Origin of the sequence: Geodermatophilus sp. TF02-6 (assembly GCF_003319115.1) — a bacterium.
Taxonomy (GTDB): domain Bacteria; phylum Actinomycetota; class Actinomycetes; order Mycobacteriales; family Geodermatophilaceae; genus Geodermatophilus.
On the sequence record NZ_QOHF01000024.1, the window covers coordinates 14,264 to 27,976 of the forward strand.

The 13,713-nt window shown below is 74.3% G+C and carries 14 protein-coding genes; 3 read left to right on the forward strand and 11 right to left on the reverse strand.

The window, feature by feature from the left end:
• Window positions 1-61: 61 nt before the first annotated feature.
• The 6 genes from DQ238_RS18730 to DQ238_RS18755 form a co-directional block, all read right to left on the reverse strand.
• Entirely contained in the window at window positions 62-877 is an 816-nt protein-coding gene (locus tag DQ238_RS18730) for an urease accessory protein UreD (protein ID WP_147263124.1), read from the reverse strand.
• Window positions 877-1,656, reverse strand: a complete 780-nt coding sequence (gene ureG, locus DQ238_RS18735; RefSeq protein ID WP_113782766.1) for an urease accessory protein UreG — start codon at window positions 1,654-1,656, stop codon at window positions 877-879. The genes DQ238_RS18730 and ureG overlap by 1 nt, the downstream gene beginning before the upstream one ends.
• Window positions 1,646-2,206 (reverse strand): urease accessory protein UreF, encoded by a 561-nt coding sequence (locus DQ238_RS18740; RefSeq protein ID WP_233496101.1) that lies wholly within the window; start codon window positions 2,204-2,206, stop codon window positions 1,646-1,648. Before DQ238_RS18740 ends, ureG begins: the two co-directional genes overlap by 11 nt.
• Before the next feature lie 262 nt (window positions 2,207-2,468).
• Entirely contained in the window at window positions 2,469-4,178 is a 1,710-nt protein-coding gene (locus DQ238_RS18745; RefSeq protein WP_113782768.1) for an urease subunit alpha, read from the reverse strand.
• Window positions 4,171-4,482, reverse strand: a complete 312-nt coding sequence (locus DQ238_RS24470; RefSeq protein WP_113782810.1) for an urease subunit beta — start codon at window positions 4,480-4,482, stop codon at window positions 4,171-4,173. Before DQ238_RS24470 ends, DQ238_RS18745 begins: the two co-directional genes overlap by 8 nt.
• Window positions 4,483-4,822: 340 nt before the next feature.
• Window positions 4,823-5,125 carry an urease subunit gamma gene (locus tag DQ238_RS18755; RefSeq protein ID WP_113782769.1) on the reverse strand — a complete coding sequence of 101 codons (303 nt, stop codon included), beginning with the start codon at window positions 5,123-5,125 and terminating at the stop codon, window positions 4,823-4,825.
• Window positions 5,126-5,536: 411 nt separating this feature from the next.
• Between DQ238_RS18755 and DQ238_RS18760 the strand changes: the two genes are divergently transcribed.
• Both DQ238_RS18760 and DQ238_RS18765 read left to right on the forward strand, forming a co-directional pair.
• Window positions 5,537-6,523, forward strand: coding sequence for a hypothetical protein (locus tag DQ238_RS18760; RefSeq protein WP_113782770.1), 987 nt, complete (start codon window positions 5,537-5,539; stop codon window positions 6,521-6,523).
• 6 nt (window positions 6,524-6,529) lie between these two features.
• On the forward strand, window positions 6,530-7,336 hold the full coding sequence (locus DQ238_RS18765) for an alpha/beta fold hydrolase (RefSeq protein ID WP_113782771.1): 807 nt from the start codon (window positions 6,530-6,532) through the stop codon (window positions 7,334-7,336).
• On the opposite strand, the gene DQ238_RS23390 is transcribed toward DQ238_RS18765, so the two are convergent.
• The 4 genes from DQ238_RS23390 to DQ238_RS18785 all read right to left on the reverse strand — a co-directional run bounded on the left by DQ238_RS23390 (window position 7,290) and on the right by DQ238_RS18785 (window position 10,482).
• On the reverse strand, window positions 7,290-7,505 hold the full coding sequence (locus DQ238_RS23390) for a hypothetical protein (RefSeq protein ID WP_199506447.1): 216 nt from the start codon (window positions 7,503-7,505) through the stop codon (window positions 7,290-7,292). The two genes, DQ238_RS18765 and DQ238_RS23390, sit on opposite strands and share 47 nt — an antisense overlap.
• Before the next feature lie 129 nt (window positions 7,506-7,634).
• Window positions 7,635-8,657 (reverse strand): zinc-dependent alcohol dehydrogenase family protein, encoded by a 1,023-nt coding sequence (locus tag DQ238_RS18775; protein ID WP_113782772.1) that lies wholly within the window; start codon window positions 8,655-8,657, stop codon window positions 7,635-7,637.
• Between the two features lie 50 nt (window positions 8,658-8,707).
• Window positions 8,708-9,034 (reverse strand): carboxymuconolactone decarboxylase family protein, encoded by a 327-nt coding sequence (locus tag DQ238_RS18780; protein WP_113782773.1) that lies wholly within the window; start codon window positions 9,032-9,034, stop codon window positions 8,708-8,710.
• 56 nt (window positions 9,035-9,090) lie between these two features.
• Window positions 9,091-10,482: an MFS transporter gene (locus DQ238_RS18785; protein ID WP_113782774.1), complete on the reverse strand. Its 1,392-nt coding sequence runs from the start codon at window positions 10,480-10,482 to the stop codon at window positions 9,091-9,093.
• Between the two features lie 147 nt (window positions 10,483-10,629).
• Between DQ238_RS18785 and DQ238_RS18790 the strand changes: the two genes are divergently transcribed.
• Window positions 10,630-11,508, forward strand: a complete 879-nt coding sequence (locus DQ238_RS18790) for a helix-turn-helix transcriptional regulator (protein ID WP_199506448.1) — start codon at window positions 10,630-10,632, stop codon at window positions 11,506-11,508.
• Window positions 11,509-11,627: 119 nt separating this feature from the next.
• Here the strand turns inward: DQ238_RS18790 and DQ238_RS18795 are convergent, their stop codons facing one another.
• Entirely contained in the window at window positions 11,628-13,712 is a 2,085-nt protein-coding gene (locus tag DQ238_RS18795) for a xanthine dehydrogenase family protein molybdopterin-binding subunit (protein WP_113782776.1), read from the reverse strand.
• Window position 13,713: the final 1 nt, after the last annotated feature.

Here is a 13,713-nt window from a genome sequence, read left to right on the forward strand (position 1 = left end):
CCTCGCCGGACACCTCCGCGCGGGGCGTCGACCGTGCTCCGTGAGTGGTGTGGGACCGGGCTCAGGAGGCGTCCGGTGGACGGCGGTCCTCGGCCGGTGTGGTGAGCAGCGCCAGCCCGGCGTCGAGGCAGCCGCGTAGCGCCAGCGCGTCGGCGGCCACCGCCGAGACCAGGGCGGCTGGTCCGGCCAGCGGCAGCACCGCCGCGGTGTCGCCGAGGAGCACCGGCTGCGGCGGCCGGTCGGCCCAGCCGGGGTCGACGACGACGAGCGAGCCCAGCGCCCGCCGTCCCCCGGTCACCGCCGCGCTGTCCCATCCTGTCGCACCGGGGCCGACCGCCAGGTGCTGGTTGAGCAGCGGCCGTCCCTCGACCCGGACGTGCAGCTGCTGGGTCACCGCGCCCGGCTGCTCTGCGTGCCGGCCCAGCAGCAGCTCCTCGCGCAGCACCAGGCGGGCACCGGGCCCGAGCTCGACGGACACGTCGGTGCGGTGGTCGCAGCCGCGGGCGGCGATCACCGGCTCGGGCAGCCAGACGAGGGTGGCGCCGGCGCCGACCCGCACGCTGGTGCTCAGGGCCGACTGCTCACCGTGCGGGCCGGGCAGCAGCAGGCTCGCGGAGACCTCTCGGAGCACCAGGGTGCTGCCCGCCCCGACGTCCACGGTGAGCGTGAGTTGATCGCCCCCGATCGGCCCTGCGGCGCCCGCGGTGAGGCAGACCCGGGCGGCGCTCGGGTCGTGTGCGGTCCACGGTTCGGGTCCCTTGGGGTGGGTGAGGCGCAGCATGAGCGGGGCCTGCGAGCGCAGGGTGCTGACCCGGTTGCGGGCCGCGCCGCCGGGCGGCGCGACGCGCTCCGTGGCGAGTGCGGCGGCGGCGCGCATCACCCGGTGGCGGTTCCCGCGCCGATGCTGGGGCCGTGCGGCGGTGACACCGCTTCGGTGGACCGGCCTGTTGCGCCCGTCGGTCGGTCCTCGCCGAGGCGGGCACGCACCCAGGCGGCGACCGGTGCGGCGGTGGGGTCCTCGACGAGGGACAGGAAGACCGTCGGCAGCTGGCCGCGCTGGGCGCGGGCGTCGCGGTCCATCACCGACAGGTCGGCGCCGACCTGCCCGGCCAGGTCGGTCTTGTTGATCACCAGCAGGTCGGCTCGGGTCACCCCGGGGCCGCCCTTGCGCGGCACCTTGTCCCCGCCGGCGACGTCGACGACGTAGACCTGGTGGTGGACCAGGCCGCGGCTGAATGTGGCGGTGAGGTTGTCCCCGCCGCTCTCGACCAGCAGCAGCTGCACGCCCGGCAAGCTGTCCTCGAGGTCTTCCAGCGCCTCGAGGTTGGCCGAGATGTCGTCGCGGATGGCGGTGTGCGGGCAGCAGCCGGTCTCCACCGCGCGCACCCGCTGCTCGGGCAGGACGCCGTTGCGCAGCAGGAAGTCGGCGTCCTCGGTGGTGTAGATGTCGTTGGTCACCACGGCCAGGTCCACCTCCCCGCCCAGCGTGCGGCACAGCGCGGCGACCAGCGCGGTCTTGCCCGAGCCGACCGGGCCGCCGATGCCGATGCGCAGCGCCCGGCCGGGTGTGCGCGGCAGCGCGCCGGCGGGATCGCCGTGCGGGTGCGGGTGTTCGTGGTCGGTCTCGGAGTCGTGGGTGTGTTGGTCAGGACGCAAAGAGACGCACCTCCCAGGTGGCGTGCTGTTGTGCGGCGAGGTCGAGCAGCGGGGTGCTGCTGGCGGGCAGGTCGGCGGGGTCGGCGGCGGCGTGCCGGTCGGCGTCGGCGGCGACCTCGTCGAGGAGCGGCCCGAGCCGGGCGAGCGCGGCGTGGGTGGCGAACGGGTCGAGTCCGAGCAGCCGGACGGCGGCGGTGGCCGGCCCGGCGACGGCGTCGTGGACGGCGGCCAGCGCCGCGGCCCGGGGCGGCAGGCCGGAGACGGCGCACGCGGCGCCGAGGACGACGGGGTGGTGCGGGCCGGCGCCCAGCTGGTCCCAGCACGGGTGGGAGCGGATGACGCGCATCCCGCGCAGCAGTTGGCGGCCCAGCTTGCGCGAGGTGGCGCGCAGCGCGGGCGAGGGGGTGCGGGCGTCGAGCTCCGCGTCGAGGGCCCCCAGGGCGGCGAGGTCACCGCGGGTCAGGCTCGCGCAGGCGGCGGCGGCGAAGGCGGCCGCCACGGTCCCGCTGGTGGCGGCACGGCCGCGCAGGAAGTCCTCCAGCGACGCCACGTCGTGGACACCGCCGGCGGCCACCGTGGGTTCGAGGCCGCCGGAGTGGGCGTGCCCGCCGGCCGGCAGGCGGCCGTCGGCGAGCAGCAGCAGCGCCGCTTCGGCCCCCGTGCAGGGACCCGCCGCGAGCTCGAACGGCCCGGTCCCGGGGCTCCGGCCCCTTGCAGGGGCCCACCGCGAGCTTGCGAGTGGCGGGGGGCAAGGGGTCCTTCTACGAGGGGGGAGGGGGACGGGGTCCTTCATGGGGGGCAAGGGGGCCCTTCTAGAACAGGAAGTACCTCTGGGCCATGGGCAGCTCGGTGGCCGGCTCGTGCTCGATGAGCTCGCCGTCGACGCGGACGCTGTAGGTGTCCGGGTCGACCTCGATGCGGGGCATGGCGGTGTTCTCGGGCAGGTCGTCCTTGGTGCGGCCGCGCACGTTCTCGATGGCGACCAGCGGCCGGCGGGTGGCCAGCCGGTCGGCCAGCCCGTCGTCGACGGCGGCCGGGGAGACGAACGCCACGCTGGTGTCGGCGGCGGCCGGGCTCTTCGCGTTGAACCCCAGCCGGGGCAGCACCGGGTGCGGGGTCGGTACCGAGGCGTTGGGGTCACCCAGTTCGGCGAGCGCGACCATGCCCGCCTTGAACACCATCTGCGGTCGGATGCCGAACAGCGCCGGCTGCCAGAGCACCAGGTCGGCCATCTTGCCCGGCTCGACCGAGCCGATCTCCCGCTCCAGCCCGTGGGCGACGGCCGGGCAGATCGTGTACTTCGCGACGTAGCGGCGGGCGCGGTGGTTGTCGGCGCGGCCGTCGCCGGGCAGCGAGCCGCGCAGCTGCTTCATCCGGTGCGCGGTCTGCCAGGTGCGGATCACGACCTCGCCGATGCGGCCCATGGCCAGCGCGTCGGAGGACATGATCGACAGCGCCCCGAGGTCTTGGAGCACGTCCTCGGCGGCGATCGTGCCGGCGCGCACCCGGCTCTCGGCGAAGGCCAGGTCGTTGGGCACCTGCGGGTTGAGGTGGTGGGCGACCATCACCATGTCCAGGTGTTCGGCGATGGTGTTGTGCGTGAACGGCCGGGTCGGGTTGGTCGAGGCCGGCAGCACGTAGGGCTCGCTGGCGATGCGGATGATGTCCGGGGCGTGCCCGCCGCCGGCTCCCTCGGTGTGGTAGCTGTGGAACGTCCGGCCCTTGGCCGCGGCCAGCAGGGTCTCCACGAACCCGGACTCGTTGAGGGTGTCGCTGTGGATGGCGACCTGCACGCCGGACTCGTCGGCGACGCTGAGGGAGGCGTCGACGGCGGCCGGGGTGGCGCCCCAGTCCTCGTGCACCTTGAACCCGGCGGCTCCGCCGCGCAGCTGCTCCCACAGCGCCTCGTGCGAGACGGTGTTGCCGCGGGCCAGGAACAGCACGTTCACCGGCCACGGGTCGAAGGCGTCCAGCATCCGCTGCAGCCACCACGCCCCCGGGGTCGCCAGCGTGGCCTTGGAGCCCTCCGTGGGGCCGGTCCCGCCGCCCACCACGGTGGTGGTCCCGGCGGTGAGCGCCTCCTCGAGCATGTCCGGGACCACGAAGTGCACGTGGGTGTCGACCGCGCCGGCGGTGAGGATCAGGCCGTTGCCGGTGGTGATCTCCGTCGACGGGCCGATCACCAGGTCGGGGTGGACCCCGTCCATGGTCTCGGGGTTGCCGGCCTTGCCCAGCGCGGTGATCCGGCCGTCCCGGATGCCCACGTCGGCCTTGACCACGCCCCAGTGGTCCAGCACCACCGCGCCGGTGATCACCAGGTCCGGGGTGCCCTCTGCGCGGGTGGCGCGGGACTGGCCCATCGACTCGCGCACCGACTTGCCGCCGCCGAACACCGCCTCGTCCCCGCCGGCGCAGCGGTCCTCGGTGATCTCGATGAACAGGTTGGTGTCGGCCAGCCGGATGCGGTCGCCGGTGGTCGGCCCGAAGGAGGCGTCGTACTCCTGCCGGCTGATCTCAGCCATCGAGCTCGCCCGCGCACTCGCCGCGCAGCCCGGCCACGATCCGCTGGCCGCCGAGAGGGATCAGCTCCACCTGTTCGGCGGCGCCCGGCTCGAAGCGCATGGACCCTCCTGCCAGGACGTTGAGCCGCCGACCCCAGGCCGCCTGGCGGTCGAACTCCAGCGCCGGGTTGACCTCGGCGAAGTGGTAGTGCGAGCCGACCTGGACCGGCCGGTCGGCGGTGTTCTCCACCCGCAGGGTGAGCACGTCCCGGCCCGCGTTGATCACCACCGGGTCGTCGCCGTAGAGCACCTCGCCGGGGATCAGCGGCTCGTCGACCTCCGGGTGGTCTCCGGTGTAGTGGCGGCGCTCGGCCTGCCGCTCGTTGGTGCCCGGGCGGCGCGGCAGGCTGGGGTTGTTGGACCCGCTGTGCGGGTGACGGTCCAGGTCCTGGCGGCGGGCCGGCCCGCGGCCGCCGGGGTCGTCACTGGGGTGCTCGCGGCGGCTCATGCGGGGTCCCCGCGAAAGCGTGAGCGCGGCGAGCGGTTGCCGGGGTCCCCGCGGCGTTGTGGAGCGAAGCGGAGCAACTGCCGGGGTCCCCGCGGCGTTGTGGAGCGAAGCGGAGCAACGTTGTGGGGTGGCGTTGTGGGGTGGCTTCGTGGGGTGCTCATGAGATCGGCGCCGTGACGGTGATGAGCTTGGTGCCGTCCGGGAACGTGGCCTCCACCTGCAGCTGGCCGAGCATCTCGGGCACGCCGTCCATCACCTCGTTCCGGCGCAGGACCTCGCGTCCGGCGTCCATCAGATCGGCGACCGTCCGGCCGTCGCGGGCGCCCTCCAGCAGGAACGAGGTGATGAGCGCGGTGGCCTCGGGGAGGTTGAGCTTCAGGCCCCGGTCCTTGCGTTCGGCGGCGAGCTTGGCCGCCGTGTAGATCATCAACCGTTCCCGCTCGTGCAATGTCAGCAGCACCGCTACCTCCCGAGGCCGATGACTCGACGGTGACCCCGCGTCGCGCCCGTCGTGACGCCGGTCACCATGCCAGCCTGCCGTCGGACACGCCAGCCAGGACGCGCTTTCGCCGGGGTGCGTAGACGGGCAGGGCGAGCGGGTAGGAGCGGTGCCATGAGCTTCGGCGGGTGTGCAGGAGGAGTACTGCTCGTGTCGGCGGCGTTCCGTGCCGGGTGCTGCCAGTCCGCCGACTGCGCGGTCCTGGTGCTCCCAGACGCGCGTCCGGCGGCGCTCACCGCCGACGCGACCGGGGACTGACCGCCACCGGGCCGGCTCCATCGGCGAGGCACCGTGTCAGCCGCGAGAGGCGGGATCCCGGCCAGTAGTCGGTCAGGCGCCACTGCCGCTGGCGCAGCATCCAGCAGCGGGCTGGTGCGCGACCTGAACGGAGCGGGCCTGGCGCAGGCGTTCTGGGTCGCCGCCGTGGTCACCGTGCTGGCCATCCGCGGGTTCCTCGCCGCCACCGGCTATCCGCAGGTCGGTGGTTCCCGGCTGCACGTCGCGCACATGCTCTGGGGCGGACTGGGCATGCTGGTTGCGCTGCTGCTGCTGTTGCTGTTCGTGGGCAGCTCCGTCCGCACCGCCGCGGCGTGGATCGGCGGAGTGGGCTTCGGCAGCTTCATCGACGAGCTGGGCAAGTTCCTCACCCAGGACAACGACTACTTCTTCCGCCCGGCGGTCGCGCTGATCTACGCCGTGTTCGTCGCCGTGTTCCTCCTTGTGCGGTACGTGTCGTGGCGGCGGGCGCCGTCCCGGGCCGAGCGGCTGAGCTACGCCTACGGAGCGCTGACCGACCTGGCGGCGGGACAGCTGGGCCCGCGCCGTCGCCGCCAGGCCCTGGACCTGCTCGGGAGCGACGGCGACGAGCTGGTCGGTGAGGTCCGGGCGTTGCTCGACCGGGTCCCGGCCGACACGCAGTCGCCGAGCCGGTGGGCCCGCCTCACCCGGCTGGCCACCACGCTGCCCCGTCGGGTGTACGACCTCGCCGCCCACCCCGCCGTGCGGCGGGCGGTGATCGGCCTGTTCTTCCTGCTGGCCGGTGGCATCGTCGCGGCGACGCTGGTCGCCTTTCTCCAGCGCGGTGACCTCACTCCGCCGCTGGACGCGGTGACCGTCGGCTCGGTGGTGACCGTGATCGCCGTCGGTGCGTGCAGCCTGCTCGGGGTCTGGCAGCTGCTGCGCGGCGCGCGGGTCGCCGCGCTGCGGCTCTTCCGCTGGGCCGCGCTGGTGGCCCTGTTCGTCGGGCAGTTCGTCGCCTTCATCGCCCTGCAGTTCGCCGCCCTGGCCGGCCTGGCCGTGAACCTGCTCGTGCTGGCCGCGCTGCGCGTCGAGCTGGCCGTCGAGACCGACGCGCAGTAGCCGCCGGTGACGGTCGGCCGAGCACAGGACAGCCGGGTCGAGCGGCGCTTCGACCGGGTCGGCACGCTGAGCATCCACACCCGCTGGGCAGGCGACCCGGCCGCCTCTGGCCGGCCGGTGGTGCTGGTGCCCGGCCTGGGGATCTCCGGCAGGTACATGGTCCGGCTGCTGCGGCTGCTGGCAGCCGACCGGCCGGCGGTGGCGCTGGACCTGCCGGGCATCGGCCGCAGCAGCCGCCCCGAGCGACCGCTGACCCTGGTCGAGATGGCCGACGTGCTCGTGGCGTGGCTGGACGCCGTCGCTCTGGAGCGCCCGGCCCTGCTCGGGCACTCCCTGGGGGCCCAGGTCGTCGCGCACGTCGCCGACCAGCGCCCCGCACGAGTGAGCTGTCTGGTGCTGGCCAGCCCCTCCCGGGACCCGAGCGCCCGCCGACCGTGGCAGCAGGCGCTGCGGCTGTTGCGGGACGCTCCCCGCGAGGCGCCGTCCCTCGTCCCGATCGCGGTCACCGACTACCTGGGCGCCGGCCCGTGGCGGATGTGGCGCACCCTGCGGCAGTCCCTGCACACCGATGCTGTCGCGCGGCTGTCCCGCCTGGAACACCCGACGCTCGTCGTCCGCGGGGAGCGCGATCCGCTGGTCTCCGCGGCCTGGGCCGACACCGTCACCGGTCTGCTCCGGCACGGGACGCTCGTCACGCTGCCCGGCGCGCCGCACGCGGTGAACTACACGACGGCGCGGGCTCTGGCCGCGGTCGTCCGCCCGTTCCTCACCGCCCACGCCGGCGGCGCGGAGCCCGATCGGAGAGGGCGGTGACCGGAGGCAGCCGTCTCGTGGTCGCGGCGTGGTGGCGGGAATCGACCACCTGACCGTCGCGGGTGCCGACCAGGCCGACGCCGTCGGTGATGTGCAGGGTCTGGCCGACGGCGTGGCGGTGCCAGTTGGTGCGGGCGCCGGGGGTGAACCGGACGAGGGCGACGGTCATCCGCGACGGCTCGCTGCCGCTGTAGACGGGGTCACGTAGACGTCGCCGGTGAAGTTCGAGGCCGGTGCCTTCGCGGTGGGGTGGACGGGTCTGAGTTCCACCGGTGCTCCTCGGGTGGTCCGGGGCCGGTCAGGGGCGCAGCAGCGTCTTGATCGCGCGCCGTTCGTCCATCGCGGCGTAGCCCTCGGCGGCCTGCTCCAGCGGCAGCTCCAGGTCGAAGACCTTCCCCGGGTCGATGGCGCGGGTGCAGATCAGCTCGATCAGCTGGGGCAGGAAGCGGCGCACCGGCGCCGGGCCGCCGTGCAGCTGCACGGCGGAGAAGAACAGCTCCTCACCGGGCAGCTCGACGCCGTGGGCGACGCCGACGTAGCCGACGTGCCCACCGGGGCGGGTCGATCGGATGGCCTGCAGCATCGACTCCTGGGTGCCCACCGCCTCGATCACCGAGTGCGCCCCCAGCCCGCCGGTGAGCTCCTCGACCGCCGCGACGCCCTCCTCGCCGCGCTCGGCCACGATGTCGGTGGCGCCGAACTCCCGGGCCAGCGCCTGGCGGGGCGCGTGCCGGCTCATCGCGATGATCCGCTCGGCGCCCAGCTGCCTGGCCGCCAGGACGGCGAGCAGGCCGACCGCGCCGTCCCCGACCACGGCGACGGTCGTGCCGGGCTGCACGTCGGCGGCGGTGGCGGCGAACCAGCCGGTGCCCAGCACGTCGGAGGCGGCCAGCAGGCCGGGGACCAGGTCGTCGGCGGGCAGCTCGGGGGTGGCGACCAGGGTGCCGTCGGCCAGCGGGATGCGGGCGTACTCCGCCTGGGTGCCGATGGCGCCCATCGGCTCGGCGTGCACGCAGCGGGACTGGTAGCCGGCCCGGCAGATCTCACAGGTGTTGTCCGAGGCGAAGAACGAGCCCACCACGAACTGGCCCGGCCGGATGGTGCGGACGTCGCTGCCGACCTCCTCGACGACGCCGACGTACTCGTGCCCCATCGGGGCCGGCTCGTTCACCTCCTCGATGCCGCGGTAGGGCCACAGGTCCGAGCCGCACACGCAGGTGGCGGCCAGCCGGATGACCGCGTCGGTGGGCTGCTCGATCCTCGGGTCCGGGCGGTCCTCGACGCGGACGTCGCCGGGGGCGTGCAGAACTGCTCCTCGCATGGTGGTGTTCCTCTCGGTTGGCGGGGTGGGTGGTGCCGTGGGGAGTGCGGTCAGTTGCCGCGCAAGACCTGCTCGGCGACTGCCATGGCGGAGAAGGCCTTCGGCCAGCCGGCGTAGAACGCCAGGTGGGTGATGGCCTCGACCAGCTCGCTCTCGGTGGCGCCGTTGTCCTTCGCCAGCTGCAGGTGGTAGGTCGGCTGCTCGGTGTCGCCACCGGTGGTCAGCGCGGCGACCGTGACGAGGCTGCGCTCCTTCGGTGACAGGCCCGGGCGCGTCCACACCTGGCCGAAGAGCACGTCGTCGGTGAACCCGACGAAGGCCGGGGCGAAGTCGCCCAAGGCCTGCTGTGCGCCGGAGGGCTGCTCGTCGTCTGCCATGTCCGTGTCCTCTCGTCGTTCGTGCCGCCGGGGAGCGGTGGGCGGTCGGGTGCTGCTCAGGCCGGTCGCGGAGCGCGGGGGAGCAGCAGGCTCGCGGCCGCGGCGGCCAGGGCGACGGCCGCGGCGATGAGCAGGCTGGTGCGCAGGCCGTGCAGGAAGCCGGCCGGCGTGGTGAGCAGGGCGCCGAAGACGGCGACGGCGAGCGCGCCGCCGATCTGCCGGCTGGTGTTGAACACGCCGCTGGCGGTGCCGGCGCGGGAGTCGGGCACGGTGTTGAGCAGGACCGCGGTCACCGGTGGCATGACCAGCGGTCCGGCCAGGCCGACCAGCACCATGAGCGCGGCCAGCAGCTCCACCTGGCTGTCGGCGGGGACGATGGCCAGGGCGACCATGCCCGCCGTCATGGCCAGCAGGCCGGTGGTGACCAGTGCCCGGGCGCCGAACCGCTCGGCCAGCCGCGCGCTGAACGGCGTGAGGACCAGGCCGATGAGCATCATCGGCAGGAACGCCACCCCGGTGCCGAACGACGACAGGCCGCGGACCTCCTGCAGGTACAGGCTCATCAGGAACGGCAGCCCGTAGTAGCCGGCGACGAACGCGAAGCCCACGGCGACGGCGACGCTCACGGTGCGGGTGCGGAACAGGTCCAGCGGCACCATCGGGTGCGTACCGCGCGCCTGCACGGCAAGGAAGGCGGCCAGCGCGAGCACCGCCACTGCAAAGGCGGCCAGCACCCGGGGTGCGCCGAACCCGGCGGCGCCGGCCTCGATCGCCCCGTACGTCAGCCCGCCCATCGCCAGGACGGCGGTAATCTGCCCGGCCCGGTCGAACGGCGCCGGCCGGTGCGGCGAGCGCGCCGTGCGGGCCAGCAGGAGCAGGGCGGTCACACCGACCGGCAGGTTGACGACGAAGATCAGCCGCCAGGAGACCAGGGTGAGCAGCCCGCCCAGCACCGGGCCCGCCGAGGACGCGACCGAGCCGCCCAGCGCCCAGATCGCCACCGCCCGGGCCCGCTCGACCGGATCCGGGTGGGCCTGGCCGATCAGCGCCATCGACGACGGCATCATCACCGCGGCCGCGGCGCCCTGCACGAACCGGGCGGCGACCAGCGCGGTGAGGCTCGGGGCCAGCCCGCAGGCCAGCGAGGCGACGACGAACCCGACCACCCCCGCGCCGAAGGCGCGGCGGGCGCCGAAGCGGTCGGTCAGCGACCCGGCCGACAGCAGCAGCGCGGCGAACATCAGCGTGTAGCCGTCGACCACCCACTGCAGCCCGGTGATGCCGCCGCCCAGCTCGCCCCGGATCGACGGCAGGGCCACGTTGACCACGACGGCGTCGAGGGTGACCACGAAGAACCCCAGGACCGCCGCGGTCAGCGCCGCACTCGAACCCTCGGCACCGGCTGCGCCGGCCGCGGGGGCCACGTCGTCGCCCAGCGATCTGACCATGTGCTCCCGGTCCTCCGGCGGTCCGGTCCGGCTCGTGAACCAGCCACGTTCCAGGCAACGCCGGTTCGCGCTGGAGTGGGAGACCCGCTCGAGAGGGGTACCGGCAGGGACCCCCAGGCGGCCCGGGCGCGACCTAGCGTGGATGCCGTGGACACCAGCAAGGACCTCGGCGAGTTCCTGACCAGCAGGCGCGCCAGGATCACTCCACAGCAGGCGGGCCTGACCCTCTACGGGGGCAACCGGCGCGTCCCCGGCCTGCGCCGCCAAGAGGTGGCGATGCTGGCGGGGCTCTCCGTCGAGTACCTCACCCGGCTCGAGCGGGGCACCGCCGGCGGCGTCTCCGACAGCGTCCTCGACGCGCTGGCCCGGGCTCTGCAGCTCGACGAGGCGGAGACCTCGCACCTGTTCGACCTCGCCCGCGCCGCCCGGGGCAGCCACCGGGGACCGCGTCGCCAGTCGCAGTCCCGGGTGCGGCCGAGCGTGCAACGCATCCTCGACTCGATGACCACCACGCCGGCGTTCGTGCGCAACGGGCGCCTCGACGTCCTGGCGACCAACCCACTCGGGCACGTCCTCTACGCGCCGGTCTTCGACGAGCCCGCGCGGCCGGCGAACCTCGCCCGGTTTTGCTTCCTCGACCCCCGCGCCGGCGAGCTGTACCCGAACTGGGACGACGCCGCGGACACCTCCGTCGCCCTGCTGCGCACCGAAGCCGGCCGCGACCCCTACAACAAGGCCCTGACCAACCTCGTCGGCGAACTGGCCACCCGCAGCGACGCCTTCCGCACCCGGTGGGCGCGCCACGACGTCCGCCTGCACCGCACCGGGTCCAAGCGCTTCTGCCACCCCGTCGTCGGCGAGCTGGCCCTCGCCTTCGACGCGATGGAGCTGCCGGCTGACCCCGGGCTGACGCTGACGGCATACAGCGCCGAACCCGGGACCGCGGAGGAGAAGCTGCGCCTCCTGGCCAGCTGGGCGGCGACGGTCGCGCAGCCGGAGACGGCACCCGCCGCGGATCAGGCTTGAGCTGCGCCGGAGGAACCGGCGGCGGCGCGAGCGAGCGTGCGGACCGCGCCGGCCGCCGCCTCGGCGAGGAGGCCGGCCTTCCGGAGGCGACACCACGCCCGGTGGGACGCGGGCCTGGGTCAGGGCAGGTCGGCCAGCAGCTTGTCCAGGGTCACCGGCAGGTGCCGCACCCGGACGCCGGTGGCCCGGTGGACGGCGTTGACCACGGCCGCGGCGGTGCCGACGATGCCGATCTCCCCGATGCCCTTGGTGCCCATCGCGTTGACGTACGGGTCGTGTTCGTCGAGCCAGTGCGCCTGCACGTCGCCCACGTCGGCGTTGACGGTGATGTGGTACTCGGCGAGGTCGTGGTTGGCCACCTGGCCGATGCGGTCGTCCCAGACGCTGTTCTCGTGCAGCGCCATCGACAGGCCCATGGTCATGCCGCCGACGAACTGCGACCGGGCGGTGCGCGGGTTGATGATCCGGCCCGCGGCGAAGACGCCCAGCAGCCGCGGCACGCGCAGCTCCCCGGTGTCGGCGTGCACCCGCACCTCCGCGAACTGCGCGCCGAAGGCGTAGGGCGCGTGGTCCTCGTCCTGCGCGGCCTGGTCGACGCTGTTCTCCGCCTCGTCGCCGTCGGCGGGGTCGCGGCCGAACTTCTCCCGGAACGTCCGTGCCGCCTCCACCACGGCCGAGCCCCAGGTGTTCATCCCCGAGGAGCCGCCGGCCACCGACGCGATCGGGTAGCGGGTGTCGCCGATGCGCACCTCGACGTCCTCGACCGGCACGCCGAGCGCGTCGGCGGCGATCTGCGGCAGCGTCGTCCAGGTGCCGGTGCCGAGGTCGGCGGCGCCGATCTCGGCGACGTAGCGGCCGTCCTCGTAGCGGACGATCGCCGTCGACTGCGCCATCCGCTGGGTCGGGTAGACCGAGGAGGCGACCCCCGTGCCGACCAGCCAGTCGCCGTCGCGGTGCCGCGGCGGGGGGCGGTCGGCCCAGCCGAACCGCTGCGCGCCCTCGCGCAGGCACTCCACCAGGTGCCGGCTCGACCAGGGCTTGCCGGTCTCGGGGTCGACCTCGGGCTCGTTGCGGATGCGCAGCTGGATCGGGTCGATGCCGAGGGTCTCGGCGAGCTCGTCGAGGGCGACCTCGGGGCCGAACATGCCCGGGCACTCGCCGGGCGCGCGCATCCAGGAGTTGACCGGCACGTCGAGGGCGGCCAGCCGGTGGGTGGTCCGCCGGTTGGGCGAGGCGTACATCATCCGGGTGGGGACGCCGGTCTGCTCGGCGAACTCCTTGACCCTGGAGGTCTGCTCGACGACGTCGATGGCGATCGCCTGGAGCCGGCCCCGGTGGTCGGCGGCGAGCTGTACCTGCTGGATGGTCGGGGTGCGGTAGCCGGCGAGGGTGAACATCTGCTGCCGGGTCAGGGCGAGCTTGACCGGTCGGCCGGGCACTGCGCGTGCGGCCATCGTGGCGAGCATGACGTTGGCGTGCGGCTCCCCCTTGGCGCCGAAGCCGCCACCCACGTAGGGGCAGACCACCCGCACCTGGTCCTCCGCCAGGCCGAACACCTCGCAGACCGCAGCCCGGTCGGGGTGCACGCCCTGCGTGGAGTCCCACAGGACGAGCTGTCCGCCGTCCCACAGCGCCGTCGTGGCGTGCGGCTCCAGCGGGTTGTTGTGGTACATCGCCGTCGAGTAGGTGTGCTCGAGGGTGACCTCGGCGGCGGCCATCGCGGCGGCGACGTCACCCTCGGACGTGTCGCTCTCCGCGCCGTCGCCCAGCGCGTCAGGCCTGTACAGGTCGTCGCGGTCGACGGACAGCTCGGTGTCGTGCGGCCGCTCGTCGTAGGTGACGACGACGGAGTCGGCCGCCTGCCGGGCCAGCTCGCTGGTCTCGGCCACCACCACGCCGACGAGCTGCCCGCGGAAGGCGACCTCGTCGGACTGCAGGACGGCGTACTCGCGATCCTCGGTGGAGGCCAGCCGCTCGGCGGTGAACGGCGTCAGGACGACGAGGACGCCATCGAGCGCTTCGGCCGCGGTGGTGTCCATCGCGGTGACCCGGCCGCGGGCGACCGTGGCTTGCACCGGGAAGGCGTAGGCAGGCCGGTCCACGGGTGTCTCGTAGGCGTAGGTCGCGGTGCCGCGCACCTTGGCCACGCCGTCGCGGCGGACCAGGTCCCGGCCGATGGCCCTCGGTTCGAGCAGGTCAGTCAAC